Annotated in this window: 14 protein-coding genes; 5 read left to right on the top strand and 9 right to left on the bottom strand. The window is 63.1% G+C overall.

Features of this window, described 5'->3' with window-relative positions; all coding sequences use genetic code 11:
* Window positions 1-2: 2 nt before the first annotated feature.
* Both FHX10_RS11260 and FHX10_RS11265 read right to left on the bottom strand, forming a co-directional pair.
* Window positions 3-725, bottom strand: coding sequence for a response regulator transcription factor (locus FHX10_RS11260; protein WP_008536437.1), 723 nt, complete (start codon window positions 723-725; stop codon window positions 3-5).
* 13 nt (window positions 726-738) lie between these two features.
* Window positions 739-1,977: a sensor histidine kinase gene (locus FHX10_RS11265; RefSeq protein WP_063475765.1), complete on the bottom strand. Its 1,239-nt coding sequence runs from the start codon at window positions 1,975-1,977 to the stop codon at window positions 739-741.
* A 280-nt stretch (window positions 1,978-2,257) separates the two neighbouring features.
* On the opposite strand from FHX10_RS11265, the gene FHX10_RS11270 reads away from it, so the two are divergent.
* From FHX10_RS11270 to FHX10_RS11290, 5 genes are all read left to right on the top strand, one after another.
* Window positions 2,258-3,274 (top strand): ABC transporter substrate-binding protein, encoded by a 1,017-nt coding sequence (locus tag FHX10_RS11270; RefSeq protein ID WP_097542561.1) that lies wholly within the window; start codon window positions 2,258-2,260, stop codon window positions 3,272-3,274.
* 72 nt (window positions 3,275-3,346) lie between these two features.
* Complete coding sequence (locus FHX10_RS11275; protein WP_127429872.1) at window positions 3,347-4,798, top strand: sugar ABC transporter ATP-binding protein; 1,452 nt, start codon at window positions 3,347-3,349, stop codon at window positions 4,796-4,798.
* Window positions 4,795-5,742: an ABC transporter permease gene (locus tag FHX10_RS11280; RefSeq protein ID WP_097596066.1), complete on the top strand. Its 948-nt coding sequence runs from the start codon at window positions 4,795-4,797 to the stop codon at window positions 5,740-5,742. The genes FHX10_RS11275 and FHX10_RS11280 overlap by 4 nt, the downstream gene beginning before the upstream one ends.
* Complete coding sequence (locus tag FHX10_RS11285; protein WP_047612104.1) at window positions 5,739-6,689, top strand: ABC transporter permease; 951 nt, start codon at window positions 5,739-5,741, stop codon at window positions 6,687-6,689. The genes FHX10_RS11280 and FHX10_RS11285 overlap by 4 nt, the downstream gene beginning before the upstream one ends.
* A gap of 14 nt (window positions 6,690-6,703) precedes the next feature.
* Complete coding sequence (locus FHX10_RS11290; protein ID WP_097596067.1) at window positions 6,704-7,618, top strand: SMP-30/gluconolactonase/LRE family protein; 915 nt, start codon at window positions 6,704-6,706, stop codon at window positions 7,616-7,618.
* Window positions 7,619-7,771: 153 nt separating this feature from the next.
* Here FHX10_RS11290 and htpG read toward each other — a convergent pair whose 3' ends face one another.
* The 7 genes from htpG to FHX10_RS11325 all read right to left on the bottom strand — a co-directional run bounded on the left by htpG (window position 7,772) and on the right by FHX10_RS11325 (window position 17,014).
* Complete coding sequence (gene htpG, locus FHX10_RS11295; protein WP_097542558.1) at window positions 7,772-9,664, bottom strand: molecular chaperone HtpG; 1,893 nt, start codon at window positions 9,662-9,664, stop codon at window positions 7,772-7,774.
* Window positions 9,665-10,011: 347 nt separating this feature from the next.
* Window positions 10,012-11,058: an ABC transporter ATP-binding protein gene (locus FHX10_RS11300; protein WP_132573372.1), complete on the bottom strand. Its 1,047-nt coding sequence runs from the start codon at window positions 11,056-11,058 to the stop codon at window positions 10,012-10,014.
* Window positions 11,059-11,071: 13 nt separating this feature from the next.
* Window positions 11,072-12,772, bottom strand: coding sequence for a glycoside hydrolase family 32 protein (locus FHX10_RS11305; protein ID WP_184389298.1), 1,701 nt, complete (start codon window positions 12,770-12,772; stop codon window positions 11,072-11,074).
* Between the two features lie 2 nt (window positions 12,773-12,774).
* Window positions 12,775-13,668, bottom strand: a complete 894-nt coding sequence (locus tag FHX10_RS11310) for a carbohydrate ABC transporter permease (protein ID WP_028757242.1) — start codon at window positions 13,666-13,668, stop codon at window positions 12,775-12,777.
* Window positions 13,661-14,593 carry a carbohydrate ABC transporter permease gene (locus tag FHX10_RS11315; protein WP_127429875.1) on the bottom strand — a complete coding sequence of 311 codons (933 nt, stop codon included), beginning with the start codon at window positions 14,591-14,593 and terminating at the stop codon, window positions 13,661-13,663. Before FHX10_RS11315 ends, FHX10_RS11310 begins: the two co-directional genes overlap by 8 nt.
* A gap of 71 nt (window positions 14,594-14,664) precedes the next feature.
* Window positions 14,665-15,957: an ABC transporter substrate-binding protein gene (locus FHX10_RS11320; protein WP_165932220.1), complete on the bottom strand. Its 1,293-nt coding sequence runs from the start codon at window positions 15,955-15,957 to the stop codon at window positions 14,665-14,667.
* Window positions 15,958-16,003: 46 nt separating this feature from the next.
* Window positions 16,004-17,014: a LacI family DNA-binding transcriptional regulator gene (locus FHX10_RS11325; protein ID WP_127429877.1), complete on the bottom strand. Its 1,011-nt coding sequence runs from the start codon at window positions 17,012-17,014 to the stop codon at window positions 16,004-16,006.
* Window positions 17,015-17,281: the final 267 nt, after the last annotated feature.

Below are 17,281 nucleotides of genomic sequence, written 5' to 3' on the forward strand. Positions count from 1 at the left end.
CACTACTTTCCGTCAAGCCACTCCTGCAGCTCTGCCTCCGCCCGCTCCAGTGCGCTGTAATTCAGCAGTTTGCGCAGGAAGGCGACGGTGACGGCGCGGGCGCGCAGATTGAAGCGGCCGTCCTCGTGGTCGTCGCCGGCGCTCTGGTAGACGTCGAGCTTGTCGTAGAGCTGTTGCAGGCGGTTCTGCACGCTGCGCAGCGACAGACCCCGGCGTTTGGCGATGGCCCGGTCGGTGAGGCCGAGCGCGATATCGACGAGGATCTCATATTCGGAATCGGTGAAGCCGTTCGTCTGGCCGAGGCTCTTCTGCTGCAGGCCCCGCACCTCGCGGTCGATGACGCACTGGCTCTCGATGAAGATCGAACGCAGCGCAAGCTTCAGCCGCTCGTCGGAGGCGGATTTCAGCACATAGCCATAGGCGGCGCCATCCGGCACGATGCGCGAGACGCCGCGCACATAGGCTTCGTCCGAATAATTCGACCAGAACAGGATGCGGGTCTCCGGCCGCTCCTTCCAGATGGTGCGCGCCGCCTCGATGCCGTTGCGGTTCGCCATCTGCAGGTCCATGACGATATGTGCCGACTTGTGGTCGCGGGCGAGCTTCTCGCCGACGGTTCCGTTCTCCGCCTCGATCACCGTGTCGCATTCCGGCAGGGCCGCGTTGACGGCCTCGTGCAGATAGGACCGGTGCAGCGGGTCGTCCTCGACGATCAGAACTTTCATCGTGCCCTTCTCCTCAGTTTGGCCCGTTCGCCGGGTCGTGTGGGCCAAGCGGCAGCACGACACGCACCACGGTGCCGCGATTGTTGTGGCCAGGCCCGGTGGTGAAGCGCGCCGAAATCAGCCGCGCCCGGGTCTTCATATTGTCGATGCCGCCGCCGATCCGTCCCCGCGCCTTGGCGAGCCCGGTTCCGTCGTCAAAGATTTCGATCGACAGCCGTTCGTCGTCGGCCTCGAGCCGCACCGTGACGGTGAGCGGAGCGGCATGGCGCACCGCATTGTTGATCGCTTCCTGGGCGATGCGAAACAGCGCGACGCTGACGGTCGGCTCCAGTCGTTCCAACGCGCCGTGGGTCTCGTCGACGAGGCCCCATTCGATGGCCGATCCGGTGTCGCGGGTCGACCGGTCGAGATGATGCTCGATCGCCTGGGCGAGGCCGAAGAGCTGGAGCACGGAGGGTTTCGCCTGCTCGATGATCTGCCGCAGATCCTGCATGCAATGCTGGAGTGAACGGGAAACGGGCTCCAGTGCCTCGGACGCCACTTCGCCGTTGCGCGACAGCCGATCGATCCGCCGGGCAAGCCGCGTCAGGTCGGCAAGCGTCTGGTCGTGCAGGTCCATGCCGATGCGCTGGCGTTCCTGCTCCAGGGCTTCGGTAAGCTTCAGCGCACCTTGCCGCAATCCCTCCTCGCGGGCGCGGGCTTCGGCCTCGACGATGGCCGAGCGTTGCGCCTGCTCGGCCGCCTGCAGCGCGAAGAAATAGGGCGTCAGCAGGTCGGCGATGATGCGGGCGCGTTCAATATCCTCCATCGTATAGACGCCCGCCCGGTGCGACGAACAGGACAGTGCCGCGATGATCGTGCCCTGCACCTTCATCGGCACATGCAGGCGGCTCCTCAGCGATTGTTCGACGATCGGCCGCTTGAACGCACCCTCGAAGTGGAAACGCGGATCCGTCATGGCGTCGTCCGCCAGCAGAAAGTCCACCTCGCCCCGGAGCAGCGAGCGGATGGGGCTGTTGACGACGGGCGCGCCGGCCAGATCGCCCCAGGCGGTCTCGATCCCCGTCTCGTAGGCCGTGTGGTAATTGCCGCCCTCCAGCAGCACGCAGACATCGAGATGGTCGTGCGGGATGATATGGGCGACCTCGGCTGCGACGGAACGGATGGCCGAGCGGAAATCGAGCTGGCCCGCGAGCAGCCGGGAAATGCCGAGATAGTGGTCGAACATGGCTGCGGGTGAAAGATGCAGCATCGTCAGTTCCTCCCCGAGATGCCAGCAGGCTCCTCAACCCGCCGCGATCCCTTCCCAGTAAGCGCCCGCGGAAGGGCCGCCGTCTTGCGTAAACCCGCAGCTTGTTGCGCAAAACCCGCAAACGACTTGCCGCCTTGACACTGTACAGGCCGATCGATCTCCCGCATCCTGCCCTTACTGAGAGGAGGAAGCTCAGTGCAAGAACAATTTTCACTCGGGCCCGATTGGGCCGGCAGGAGTGAAGCGATCCGCCGCCGGCGCGATCATCAGGGAGGAAGACATGACAATCCGCAAGATGTTTCTGGCATCGGCCGCTATTGCTTGCGCCGCGATGCCCGTTTCCGCCTTTGCCGACACGTCGGCCAAGAAAATCGCCCTTTCCAACAACTATGCCGGCAACTCGTGGCGCCAGGCCATGCTGACGAGTTGGGGCAAGGTGACGGGCGAGGCCGTGAAGGCCGGTACCGTTGCCGCAGCCGACCCCTTCACCACTGCCGAGAACCAGGCGACGGAGCAGGCCGCGCAGATCCAGAACATGATCCTGCAGGGCTATGACGCCATCGTGCTGAACGCCGCCTCGCCGACGGCGCTGAACGGTGCGGTCAAGGAAGCCTGCGACGCCGGCATCACCGTCGTTTCCTTCGACGGCATCGTGACCGAACCCTGCGCCTGGCGCATCGCCGTCAACTTCAAGGAAATGGGCCGCAGCGAAGTCGAGTACCTGTCGAAGAAGATTCCGGACGGCGGCAACCTGCTCGAGATCCGCGGCCTTGCCGGTGTCTTCGTCGACGACGAGATCTCGGCCGGCATTCACGAGGGCGTCAAGCAGTTCCCGCAGTTCAAGATTGTTGGCTCCGTTCACGGCGACTGGGCGCAGGACGTGGCGCAGAAGGCTGTTGCCGGCATTCTGCCGAGCCTGCCCGACATCGCCGGCGTGGTGACGCAGGGCGGCGACGGTTATGGTGCCGCACAGGCGATTGCCGCGACCGATCGGAAGATGCCGATCATCATCATGGGCAACCGCGAAGACGAGCTGAAATGGTGGAAGGAGCAGAAGGACGCGAAGGGCTACGAGACCATGTCCGTGTCGATCGCACCCGGCGTCTCGACGCTCGCATTCTGGGTGGCGCAGCAGATCCTCGACGGCAAAGAGGTGAAGAAGGACCTCGTCGTGCCCTTCCTGCGCATCGACCAGGACAATCTCGAAACCAACCTCGCCAATACCCAGGCCGGCGGCGTCGCCAATGTGGAATACACGCAGGCGGACGCAATCAAGGTCATCGAGTCGGCAAAGTAAATCTCCCGACGACTGCCGCGCGGCCGCAATTGGCCGCGCGGCATTCTTTGCGAAGCAGGCATGGCGGGCAGCATGGATGAGGTTTTGAAGGCGGTGATCGCCGTCGAGGGCGCCAAGGTGAGCTTCGGCGCGGTCAGGGCACTCGACGGCGTGACCCTCCGCGTCATGCCGGGCGAATGCGTCGGGCTGGTGGGACACAATGGCGCCGGCAAGTCCACCATCGTCAGCGTGATCAACGGCGGCCTCACGCCGCAAGAAGGAAGCGTGGCGAGCGACGGCGAGCGGCTGGAGCGCTACGGTATCAACGCGGCGCGTGCCCGCGGCGTACGCTGCGTCTTCCAGGAGCTATCGCTCTGCCCAAACCTTTCGATCGTCGAGAACACGCGTATCATGCATCGCCATCTCGGCGGCTTCGGCTGGCGCAGGCGCGCCGCAGAGATCATCGAGAAAAGCCTCGATGCCGTCTTTCCCCGCCACGGCATCGACAGCAGCCGGACTGTGGGCGATCTTTCGATCGCCGAGCGGCAGATGGTCGAGATATCAATGGCCTTTTCCGACGCCGGCATTGCGCCGCGTCTGGTGATCCTCGACGAACCCACTTCGTCGCTCGATGCAAGCCTTGCCCGGCAGATGCTCGATCATGTCCGCCGCTTCATCGCCACGGGCGGGTCCGTCATCTTCATCTCGCATATCCTGCACGAGATCCTCGAAACCTCCGATCGCATCGTCGTCATGAAGGACGGCCGTGTCGTCGCCGAGCGCCCGGCGCAGGGCTTCGACCATCACGGCCTGGTGGAAGCGATGGGCACCGTTGCGAAGGAGGAGACCAAGCAGCGCTCGGCGCGCGAACACTCCACCGCCCCGCTCATTCTGTCCCATCAGGCGAAAGGCCTGCCCTTTGCGGCGCGCAAGGGTGAGATCATCGGACTGGCGGGTCTGGCCGGCCACGGGCAGACCGAGCTGCTGCTCGCCCTGCATGCCGCCCAATCCGGCAATTGGCTGCCGGAGCGCGATCCGCTCGTCACCTTCGTCGCCGGCGATCGACGCCTCAACGGCGTCTTCGAGCTGTGGAGCATCCTGCGCAATTTCTCCATCGCCTCGCTCGGTGACCTCTCCCGGCGCGGCCTCATCCGCGCGGGCGAAGAGGAGACGAAGGGCGCTGACTGGAAGCGGCGGATCGAGATCCGCACGCCCGATATGGACAATCGCATCCTGTCGCTTTCCGGCGGCAACCAGCAGAAGGTGCTCTTTGCCCGGGCGTTGGCGACACGCGCGCCTGTCGTCTTGATGGACGATCCGATGCGCGGCGTCGACGTCGGCACCAAGCAGGAGGTCTACGCGATCATCCGCGAGGAAGCGGCGCATGGCCGGACCTTCATCTGGTACTCGACCGAAATGGACGAGGTCCGCCTCTGCGACCGTGTCTATGTCTTCCGCGAAGGCCGCATCACGGCCGAACTTGCCGGCGACGCCGTCAACGAGAAGAATATCATCGCCGCCTCCTTCGAAGGGGTCGCCGCATGACGGTCCGGCTGTCGTCCGACGCGATGCGTCTTGCCATTCCCGCCTTGTCGCTGACGCTGCTGCTTGCCGCCGTCTTCTGGCTGCAGCCGCGCGCCATGAGCTATGTCGGACTCAACCTGCTGTTCAACCTGGCTGTGCCGATCGCGCTGGCGACGATCGCCCAGATGATCGTGATGGCGGTGAACGATCTCGATCTCTCGATGGGCACATTCGTCAGCTTCGTCGCCTGCGTCACCGCAACCTTTTTGCGGGATGCTCCCGTGACCGGCGTGCTGATCCTTGCCGGGGCGATCGCAACCTATGCGGCCCTTGGCGTCGTCATCTATCTGCGCGACCTGCCCTCCATCGTCGTGACCCTCGGCATGAGCTTCGTCTGGGGCGGCCTTGCCGTATTACTGCTGCCGGCGCCGGGCGGGCAGGCGCCCGATTGGGTACGCTGGCTGATGACCGTCAAGCCGCCGCTGGCGCCGATGGCGATCGTCGCCAGCATCGTCATCGCCGTGGTTGCCCATCTCCTCGTCATGCGCTCCTCGCTCGGCGTGCTGATGCGCGGCATCGGCGGCAACCAGCGCTCGGTCGAGCGCGCCGGCTGGTCGATCGTCGCGGCGCGCGCCGCCGCCTATGGCCTTGCCGGACTCTTCGCTGTGCTCGCCGGCATAGCCCTCGTCGGCCTGACCACCTCGGCCGATGCCAATATCGCGCTGCGCTACACGCTGCTGTCGATCGCCGGCGTGATCCTCGGCGGCGGCGAGTTCATCGGCGGCCGCGTCTCCCCGATCGGCGCCGTCATCGGCGCGCTGACGCTGACGCTCGCCGGCTCGTTCCTGTCCTTCCTGCGGATCTCGCCGGACTGGCAGATCGGGGCGCAGGGCGCAATCCTGATCATCGTGCTTGGACTTCGTCTGATGTTGAACCGCCTGGAAAAGCGGGAGAAGCGCCGATGACCCCTCTCCTTCGCCTCTTTCGCAAACCGTGGATCTGGTCGTGGCTTGCCGCCTTCATCGTCTGGTTCCTGACGATCATGGTGACGCTCGGCGCCAGCACGCTCGGCCTGTCGCAGGCAGCCCTCACCTTCGCGGCCTTCTCGGTCATCGTCGGCATCGGCCAGATGTTCGTCATCACGCTCGGCCCCGGCAATATCGACCTCTCGGTTCCCGCCACCATGACGCTTGCCGGCACGGTGGCGCTGAAGCTGATGAATGTCGAAAACGGCATGATCCTGCCCGGTCTTCTCGTCGCCATCGTCATCGGCCTCGTGGTCGGCCTCGGCAACTATGCGCTCATCAAGGCGCTGCGCATTCCGCCGATCATCGCCACGCTGTCCATGAGCTTCATCGTGCAGTCCGCCGCGATCTGGACGAACCGGGGACTGCGCATCAAGCCGCCGAGCATGCTGGCGGAATTCACCACGTCGCACACGCTCGGCGTGCCGAATGTGGCGATCGTCGCACTCCTCATCTCGCTGCTGGCCTGGTTCCTGCTCGAGAAGACCATCTATGGGCGCTGGATCTCGGCGATCGGCCAGAGCATGCCGGCAGCCCGCATGGCCGGCATTCCGGTCGACGGCACGCGTTTCGTCACCTACCTCTTCTGCGCCGTTCTTGCCTCGGTCGCGGGCTATCTGCTGGCGTGCTTTTCCGGCGGCGCGGCGCTCAACATGGGCTCGGAATATCTCTTGATGTCGATCGCCGTCGTCGTGATCGGCGGCACGGCGGTCGCCGGCGGCGATTCCAACGTGCCGGGGATCTGGGGCGCATCGCTCTTCATGTTCCTGGTCGTCTCCATGCTCAACACCTACGGGCTCGGCGCAGGCATCCGCCTGATCATGACCGGCCTCATCATCATCAGCGTCATCATGCTCGCCGGCGGCCGCCGGGCCGGCATGCGATAATTGGGAAGACCGCCATGGCCGAGGCCAGCATCTACGAAATTCACGACCCGCGCTTCCGGCAGTTGATCGTCACGAGCGCCGGCCTCGACGAACTCTATTCCGGCTGCCGCTGGGCGGAGGGGCCTGTCTGGTTCAACGACGCGAACCAGCTCTTATGGAGCGATATTCCCAACCAGCGCATGCTGCGATGGACGCCGGAGAGCGGCATCTCCGTCTATCGCCAACCCTCCAACTTCACCAACGGCCATACACGCGACCGGCAGGGACGGCTGATTTCCTGTGAACATGGGACGCGCCGCGTCACCCGCACCGAGGTCGACGGCTCGATCACCGTGCTCGCCGATCGTTTCGAGGGCGCCAGGCTCAATTCGCCGAACGACGTGGTGGTGAAATCGGACGGCTCGATCTGGTTCACCGATCCCACCTACGGCATCATGTCGGACTATGAAGGCTATCGCGCCGTGCCGGAGCAGCCGACCCGCAACGTCTACCGGCTCGACCCGGCGACCGGCGCGCTTTCCGCCGTCGTCACCGATTTTACCCAGCCGAACGGCCTTGCCTTCTCGCCCGACGAGACCATTCTCTACGTCGCGGATTCGGCAGCCAGCCACGACGAAAACCTGCCGCGCCACATCCGCGCCTTCGACGTGGTCGACGGCGCAAGCCTCGCCAACGGCCGCGTCTTCTGCCAGATCGACACCGGCATCCCGGACGGCATCCGCACCGATATGAACGGGAACCTCTGGTCGAGTGCCGCCGATGGCGTCCATTGCTTCGACCCCGCAGGCAAACTGATCGGCAAGATCCGCATCCCCCAAACCGTCGCCAACCTCACCTTCGGCGGGCCGAGACGCAACCGGCTGTTTATTGCGGCAACACGGTCTGTTTATGCGGTGTACGTTGCTGTGAGTGGGGCTCAGATGCCGTGAGGGTTTGGCCTTGGCCGGATTCGAACCGCGGACCCTCAGTGACGACGCTCGCGGCTAGCCAGTTCTTTGTTTTAGGCTACTATCTTATCTCTAACCTGACCAGCATATGACGAGGCCTCAGGCGATCGCCCGAGGCCCGATAATATCAGGCGACTATGTGTTCTGCGCCATCGCCAATGCGAAAAGCCTGGCTTGTCTCTCAGCAAACGCGCGCGGGTTTGTTGGCCTGTCGCCGTCCAAGATTCGCGCTTCATCGAGGAGAAGCCAGGCAGCATCTTCCCGAAAGGCCTGGTCTTTCATCGCGGCGATGGCCTTCACCAGACTACTCTGCGCATTGACCTCGAGGACCGGTTTCGATGCGGTCTGTAGCCTGCCTGCCCCCTGGAGTATTTTCTCGAGTTGTCGATCCGGGCCATGTTCAGAGGCGACAAGGCAAACCGCACTCTCGGTCAATCGGCCAGAGACGCGGACATCGGCGACTTCCTGCCCAAGGAACCCTCGAGCAAAGTCGATAAACGCGGCAACTTCCGGAGAGGCTTCATGCTTGTCGCCGCCGCCCTCATCGTTGCCAGCTATGTCGTCCAGATCGGACAGGCCCTGCGTGATCGATTTGAACGGCTTGCCTTCAAAGTCCCGGGCATTTGTCGTCCAGAAGCTATCGACGGAATCTGTGAGCAGGAGGACTTCGATCCCCTTGGCGCGGAAGCCTTCGAGCTGTGGCGATGCATTCAGTTGATCAAGGGAAAGGCCCGTGATGTAGTAGATCGCCGATTGCCCCTCTTTCATGTCACGCAGGTAGTCGGCCAGACTGCGCGTTGCCTCGTTCGACGCGGTGCTGCGGAAACGAGACAGCTTGAGCAGCTGGGAGCGGCGTTCAAAATCGTCGTAGATCCCCTCCTTGACGATTGCCCCAAATAGATCCCAGAATTTACCGAACGTCTCGGCATCACCCTCGCCCATCTTTTCCAGCGCCGTCAGCACGCGACTGGTGACACCTTTGCGGATGGCGGCAAGGATCGGGCTATCCTGGATCATCTCGCGCGAGATGTTCAGCGGCAGATCCGACGTATCGACGATACCTCGCACGAAACGCAGATAGCGTGGCAGCAACTCTGCTTCATCGGTGATGAAGACGCGCTTCACGTAGAGTTTCATGCGACCGTGACGATCTGCATCGAAAAGATCGAACGGCTGCGAGCCGGGTATAAAGGCAAGCGCCGTATATTCATGGCGGCCCTCGGCGCGGAAATGGATATTGGTCAGCGGCTCGTCGTACTGGCCGGATACACCGCGATAAAAATCGTCGTAATCCTGCTTTGATATCTCGCTCTTGGGCTTGGTCCACAGCGCCGCACCATCGGTGACTTGAGAAGCCTCGGCACCTTCCTTCTCCGCGAGGCGGATGGGAACCGGCACATGGCCGGACTGGTCGCGGATGATCTTTTCGACCGTCCATTTGCTGGTATATTTTTTTGCGTCGTCCATCAGATGCAGCACGACACGCGTTCCCGTGACGGGCGCTTCGCTGAGGTCAACAGCCACGATCTCATAGCTGCCCTTGCCATCGGACGACCATTTCCAGGCTTGCTCCTCCCCGGCGCGCCGGGAGATTACATCGACCTTGTCGGCAACCATGAACGAAGAATAGAAACCAACGCCGAACTGGCCGATCAATTCGGCTTTCTCCCCCGCTTTGGCCGCCTCCAGCCGCTCCATGAAAGCGCGAGTTCCAGACCGCGCGATCGTGCCGAGCGCGTCGATCATCTCGTCGCGGCTCATTCCGATGCCATTATCCTCGACGACAAGGGTCGAAGCCTCATCATTGAGCGTGACCCGAATTTCCGGCTGAGCTCCATCTGTCGAGAGCTGCGGCCGGGAAATCGACTCGTAACGCAGCTTTTCGCAGGCGTCCGCCGCGTTGGAAATCAGCTCTCGGAGGAAGACGTCCTTGTCCGAATAAACCGAGTGCACCATCATGTGCAGCAGCCGGCTGACATCAGCTTCGAATGCATGTTGTTCAGGCTGCCGTTCTTGTACCGTGGTCATCGATAATCCCCATTTCGCAGAAACCGGGCGTCAGATGGTTTCCGTGCCGGTAAATGTCAAGCGGTGGCGGCGGGTAACATTATCGGTCGCCAGCGATGGCCTATCCTGCACCGTGAACCTACCAGTTCGCGCCGTTGCGCAATGGCGCGCGAGACCCGCGAGCGCTCTACCTTGACATCTTCGCTCTTGAAGAGATTCGAACTGTGGCAGCAGATCGCCGCGCAATTGGTCCATTCGATCAACTGAAGGGCCGACCACCCCAAAACCAAGACGCAAGGCTGGATGGTACCGGAACCGAACCGCGCCCGTCAAATGACGGACGCGGCTCAGCGGGAGGCGCCGGAGGATCAGTCTATCCGATTGCCTTCGGCGGAGAAGAGGTGGATTTTCTCGGATTTGGGCGCGAGGTGAATTTGCTGGTCGGGCTTTAAATCGACCCGCCGGTGCAGCACGATGGTTGCCGTCTGCGTGCCGACACGCACCGAAAGATGGGTCTCCGCACCAGTCGGCTCGACAGTCAGCACGGTGGCCGGAATGCCTGTCTCAGCAATGTCGAGGTCTTCCGGGCGGATGCCGTAGGTGCGCGCCGCGCTTTGGCTCAATTGCGGCGGAAGTGGCAGGGAAACGCCGCCTTCGATACGGAAGCCGCCGTCGCTGACGCCACCCTCGAAGAGGTTCATCGACGGCGAGCCGATGAAGGCGGCGACGAAGGTGTTATCCGGACGGTCGTAGAGATCGAGCGGTTTGCCGATCTGCTCGATGCGGCCGGCACGCATGACGACGATCTTGTCGGCCATGGTGATCGCCTCGATCTGGTCGTGGGTGACGTAAACGATGGTCGTGCCAAGGCGCTGATGCAGCTCCTTGATCTCGCTGCGCATGGTCACCCGCAGTTTGGCGTCGAGGTTGGACAGCGGCTCGTCAAACAGGAACACTTTCGGATGGCGTACGATGGCGCGGCCCATGGCGACGCGCTGGCGCTGGCCGCCGGAAAGCTGTTTCGGCAGGCGCTCCAGCAGGGGTTCAAGTGCGAGAATGCCGGCGGCTTCGCTCACCAGCTTGTTAATTGTCGCCTTGTCGCGCCCCTGCAGCTTGAGGGCAAAGCCCATATTTTCGCGCACCGTCATGTGCGGATAGAGCGCGTAGGACTGGAACACCATGGCGATATCGCGCTCCTTCGGCGCGACGTCGTTGACGACGCGGCCGTCGATACGGATTTCACCGCCGCTGATATCCTCCAGCCCCGCCAGCATGCGCAGAAGCGTGGACTTGCCGCAGCCCGACGGTCCGACGAGCGTGACGAACTCACCGTCCTCGATATCCGCGGAAACCCCGTGGATTACCGAGGCTGCGCCGTATTGTTTCAGAACCCGGTCGATTGCTACCGATGCCATTGTCTGTCCTCCCTTACAGTTTCAATTGCCAGACGCCGGCCTCGGCGACGACGCCGGTGAGCGTTGCCGAACGTGCGGCGGCAAAGCCCGGAATGCGTTTGGACCCCGTCCAGCGGCCGTTGTCAGCGAAGACCTCGATGGAACCGGCATCGAGGAAGATGCGCAGGCTCGACGGTTTCGCGCCGGTGGCGATGTAACGCGGCGGCGTCTTATCGGTGCGGGCGTCGAAGACAATCGCCAGACCATCGGCATCGAGTTTCACACCGAGATCGACATCCGGATGATCGAAGGTGAGATCGAAGGCGGCGCCCGGCTCGGTGAGATCAAGTGTGATCTCGACGGCGCCGGTGCCGAGCGGCACGGTCTTGCCGGCGGCAAGCGCGGTGTCGTCCAGCAACTGATGGCGCAGGCTTTCGACGGCTGCGACCGGCGGGGTCAGCACGGTGTCGCCATCGAGAAGCACGCGGCGCGGCAGGGTCATGGCCGTCGGGAAATCGTCCTTCTTGGAAAAATCCGTCCAGTTGGCGAGCCAGGCGATGCCGACCGGCTCGTCGCCATCAACGAAGGCCTGGAAGGCATAGGCATCCGAACCGAAATCCAACTCCTGTTCGAACTCCGCGGTGAAGGTGCGGCCATCGAAACCGCCGACGGTGACGGAAGTGAGGTTGCGGCGGCCGGTGGCCGGGTCGCGGCTGGTGAGCAGACCGAAGATCAGCGCCCAGCGGGTCTGTCCGTTTTTGCCGGAAAGCGGCACCATGCAGGGGCATTCCGCCGCCGTCATGCCGAAACCGTCCTCGCGATGGATGATGCCGAGGAAGGTCCAGCCATCGGCACCTTGCGCGTCTGCGGTTTCATAGAGCAGTACTACGCCGCCCTGCCTGTCGCGGCTGCCGAGCAGCATCTTCAAGCGGCCGTCCGGGCCTTTGAAGACATAGGGGTCGCGGAAATCGGTGGTGAGGTTCAAGCCTTCCGGGCGCAGCGGCAATATGGTTTCCGGCAGGCCGGCGACGATGCCGTCGCGGCTGACGGCGGAAAGCTGGATTTGCTCTTCCGGTTGCCGGTCACGCACATGCTCGGTGTAGAAGACGCGGATTTCCTCGCCTTCCGGGCCGGTGCCGGGGATCGCTGAGCCGGAGAAGGCGCCGCCACGGCCATCGTCCTTTTCCGATAGATGCGCCGCCGGGAAGAGGAAGATGGGCAGATGCGTCCAGCGGACGAAATCCTTCGAGACGGCATGGCCCCAGTGCATGGTGTTCCAGCGCGGCTCATGAGGATAGTGCTGGTAGAAGAGGTGAGCGTTTCCGCCGAACCGTCCAAAACCGTTCGGATCGTTCATCCAGCCAAAGGGCGGGCGGAAGTGGTAGCTGTCGGGCACGTCGGGGGCGGCGGTGCGGGCATCGCTGTGGAGGACGCTGATGCCCTCCTTCATCACGGTTTCCGGCCGGAAGACATAAGCGACGGAGAGCGCTGTGGTTGCCGCATCATAGGACAGCGTAGCCCAACCGCCTTTCGCGAGCGTCACAGCGAAGAATTCAAATTCCCCCGTGCGGCGGGTCGAGGGCTCGCCGATGTCGTTGCCATCAACGGCGACGAAGAGCTTCGCCTCGCTGGCGGCATGGCGTGCCTTCAGCCAGAGATGCAGCACCGTGCCTTCGGGGAGCGCCGCTTCGATGGTTTCAGGTGCTGACGTTTCGGACTTGGCCTGCAGAGACATAATCAACCTTTCACGGCGGAGCCGACGAATGAACTGACGAACCAGCGCTGGAAAGCCAGATAGAGAATGAGGACCGGGATCATCATCAGCACCGAGGCGGCCATGGCGCGGTCCCAGTAGATGCTGTCCTGTCCGAAGAAGGTGGCGATGGCGACGGCAATCGGCCGAGCATAATCGGTCTGGGTGACCAGCGTCGGCCAGAGATACTGGTTCCAGCTTTCGATGCCCATGAGGATCGAGACGGTGGCGAGCGCCGGCAGGCTGAGCGGCATGTAGATCGACCGGTAGATGCGGAAGGCCGATGCGCCATCCATTTCCGCCGCTTCATACAGTTCCTTCGGCAGCTGCGCGAAGAACTGGTAGAAGAGGAAGACATAGAGCGGGCTTGCCACCCAGGGCAGGATCTGCACCGCGAAGGTATCCGTCAGCCCCGCCCGCGACATCATGACGACGAGCGGCATGATGATGCTTTCCTGCGGGATGACATAGAGCGCGACGACCAGCGCCAAGAGGACCGCCTTGCCGCGCAGCGAGCCCCAGGCCAGAACGAAGCCCGCCATGGAATTGATGACCAGACCCGAGACGACCGTGGCGACGAGGATCACCAGCGAATTGAAGAGATATCGGCCATAGGCCAGCTCGCCGGAGAAATGGGCGATCTCCTTGTAGTTCGACAGCGTCGGGTCGCTGACCCAGAAGGCGCGGAAACTGCCCATGTCGGCGAGGATGCGGAAGCGGTCGTCCTTCAGGCTGGCGATCAGCAACATGAACAGCGGCGAGATCATCACCAGCGCGATGACCAGGATGCAGAGGCTCTGCACGATGCGCAGGCTTCTCTTGCCGCTGCCCGTTGCGATTGCCAGCGGGGCTGGCTGGCTCAAAGCGATATCAGACATCGAAGCGCCTCAGGAGTTTGCGTTGCAGGAGCGCGATCAGAAGAACGATGACGAAGAGGATGACGGAAACGGCCGATGCGTAGCCGAGTTTCTGCTCCTCGAAGCCGGCGCGCACCATGTAGTGGACAACGGTTTCGGTGCTTTCCTTCGGGCCACCCTGGGTGAGGATCGCCACCTGCGTATAGAGCTTGAAGGCCTGGATGGTGGTGATAACAAGCACGAAGACATGGGTCGGGCGAAGGCCGGGCATGGTGACGTGCCAGAAGCGGCGCAGCGCGCTTGCCCCGTCGATGCGGGCGGCATCGTATAGTTCTTCGGGAATGCCCTGCAGGCCGGCGAGATAGATGATCATCTGAAAGCCATAGGCCTGCCAGGCCGAAAGCAACACGATGGAGAACATCGCCCAGTTGGGGTCGCCGAGCCAGTCGATCGGCTGGATCGTGCCGCCGGAAAGGAACCCGACGATCTGGTTGAGCGGGCCGCTCGGATACTGAAACAGCGTGCCCCAGATGACGCAGACCACCACCATGGAGGTGATCGCCGGCAGGAAGAACAGGCCGCGCAGCAGGTTCTGCATCGGCAGCTTCTGATGCAAGAGCAGCGCGGTCAGGAAGGCGAGGCCGCACTGCACCGGCAGCACCCAGATGGTGAAGCGCGTAACGTTCCACAGCGCGGTCCAGAACAACGGATCGGTGAAGACGCGCTCGAAATTCAGGAGGCCGACGAAGCGCACCGGCGTCGGGCGCGGCACGAGCGGCTGGTTGGTCATCGCCGTCCAGAAGGACAAAAGGAACGGCGTGATCAGGAATATCGTCAGAAGCAGAACGGCAGGCGCGATCATCGCCATTTCCTGCCAGAGCCGCTGCTTGTCGCGGCGTGCGGCAGGACGCCGCAAAGCGGGCGTGGAGGTCTGTTGCAAAGTCATTGTTTCCTCCTCATCGGTATCGTCCGGAGATGGTGTAGGGCCGGCCCGAGAACCGGCCCCGTCAAAACCTCTTACTGCTGCTCGTCGAAGGGCGGGTAGCCGGCGTTGTCCTCGATATCCTCGTCGATCTTCTTGGCAGCGGCCGTCAGCGCTTCCTGCGCGTCACCACCGTTGAAGATCTTGTCGACGGCCTGCATGAAGGCCGAAGTGATCGTCGGATAGGCCGGGTGCGGCGGACGGGCGATCGCGGTCTTGGAAGCCTGCTCAAAGGCGATGGCGAGCGGACCGCCTTCCGCATAGAGCGGGGATGCGGCGGCGAAGCTCTTCAGGCCCGGATAGGCAGACTGGGTTTTGGCGTACTCCCGGTACTCCTTGTCCTTCAGCAGGAAGCTCAGGAACTTGCCGGCGATCTCAGGGTTTTCCGAGGTTGCGGAAATGCCCCAGATCCACGTTCCGTTCGGGCTCACGCCCTTGTCGCCGATCTTCGGCAGCGGCATGACGACGATATTGTCCTTCATCGCTGCAGATGCCTCGGCGTAGAACCAGTGGCCGCCCATGGCGAGCGCGGCCGGCTGTCCCTCGGCGTAGAACTGGTTGGTGCCCGACGACGTCGGTACCACCCAGCCCTTCTTCACCCAGTCCTGCATCATCGTCAGCGCCTTGACGCAGGCCTCGCCATCGAGCGTGCCGCTGGCCTTCCAGGTCTTGCGGTCGATCAGGTCGCAGCCGGCGCTTTCGAGCAGGGGGCCGTAAGCATAGGTGATCCACTCGGTCTTGATGCCGTAACCCCGGAAGGTGTCGATCGGCCACTTCACGCCTTCGAGCTTGGAAAGCTTCTCGAGATAGCCTTCGAACTCCTGGCGGGTCCAGGCATCGTCGACCGATTTCGGAATGCGGGCGCCAATGGCTTCTAGATATTTCTTGTTGCCGTAGAGCACGACCGAGGAGTCGGTGAGGCCGAGCGCATAGAGGTCCTTGTCGATCGGATAGGTGCCCTGGGCGATATTCGAATCCGTCATGTCATCGAGCAGATCCTTGTCAATGAGCGGCTTGACGGGCTGCAGATAGCCGGACCAGACATAGTTGGCGAGGAACGGAGCATCGAGCTCCATGATATCGGGCAGCTGCTTGGCCATGACGGCGGCGCTGAACTTTTCGTTATAGGCATCATGCGGCGCGTAGATCATCTCGATGTCGACATCGGGATTGGCGGCCTCGAAGCGGGCGGCAACGTCGCCATAGGCCTTCACCCAGCCGGGATCGCCCTGGTGCATAACGTGGATGACGGTCTTCGCCTCGGCAAAACCGGCGGTTGCGACCAGCGCGGCGGACGCGAAGAGCGCGGAAAGTAAACGATTACCCATCGAAGTCTTCATTGATATTCTCCTCCTGTTAGACACTATTCGATGTTCAGACGGATGCCCGTTCGACCAGATGGAACGGCAGTTTCCGCAGATGCGGCGGTTCGGGCTGCTCGGCCAGGAGGATCTCCATGGCAAGACGGCCCATGGCGCGGTGCGGCAGGGCCATCGTCGTCAATGGCGGGTCCAGCCGCGAGGCAAGCTCGACCTGGTTGTCGAAGCTTGCCACCGCGATATCATCCGGAATGCGAAGGCCGGCGCGGGCAAGCGCCGCATAGACTTCCATCGCCACGCGGTCATTGCCGCACAGGATGGCATCAGGCCGTTGACCGGATTTCAGAAGCGCCTCCACATGAGAGGCAACAAGGCTGGGCGCGCGGTCGCTGTAGACGCTGCGGCGCACTGCCGGCAACACGCCGACGGGGTCGATGCCCCCCTCCTCAAGCGCCGCGCGAAACCCCATCTCGCGCAGCGTGCCGGCGAGAATGCCCGGCAGGTTGATGAAGGCGATGCGCCGTCGGCCGGCGACGAGGAGATAACGCACGATCTCCCGCGCGCCGCCCTCTTCGTCCGGCACCAGCGCGGTGACGCGGCCGGCCGCCTCGCGGCAGTTGATCATGACGCCGACCGTGCCCGCCAACCTGTCCGACAGCGCCACCTCCTTGTGGTACATGGCGGCATAAGCAATGGCGCGCGGCCGAAACTGCTGCACCTCGTCGAGCACCGAGCCGATAGACTGGCCGCTGCTGTGGTTGACTGCAAAGACCGCCATGCCGGCGCCGCGGGCCGCTCCGTCGAGGCCGCGCACGATCTCGGTGGCGAAGGGCGAAGTGATGAGGCCGTCGGAGACGACGCCGACCAGCGGCAGCCAGCCCTGACGCACGCCACGCGCCGCAAAGTTGGTCACGTAGCCGAGTTCTTCCGCGATGGCCTTGATCTTCTGGCGCGTATCGTCCGACATGCGGGCGGAGCCGCCGTGCAATGCGCCGGAAACCGTCTTCACCGAGACGCCCGCACGTTCCGCGATGTCAGAAAGCGATACTGCCACGATCCTCACCATCCTCCTTGGGTGATCGATTACCCAATAGTGGCAGCGGACATCTTTTGTCAAGCGGCTTTAATGCGCACGCTCGGCGTTCCGAACACCTATCTGTCGACATCAATCCTTACCGATCTCCTCGACAATCAGCGCCGACACGCTGCTTGCAGTGGCGCAGTTGGCGACGCCGTGAACGACAAAGGAACGAATAGCGGTCGGCGAGGCAGGGCTTTGTCAGTCATTTGCCTGGCATTTGCCCCACAACGCACATCAAAACGTGTCGCCGCT

The organism is Rhizobium sp. BK591, assembly GCF_014195045.1.
GTDB classification, from domain to species: Bacteria; Pseudomonadota; Alphaproteobacteria; order Rhizobiales; family Rhizobiaceae; genus Rhizobium; species Rhizobium anhuiense.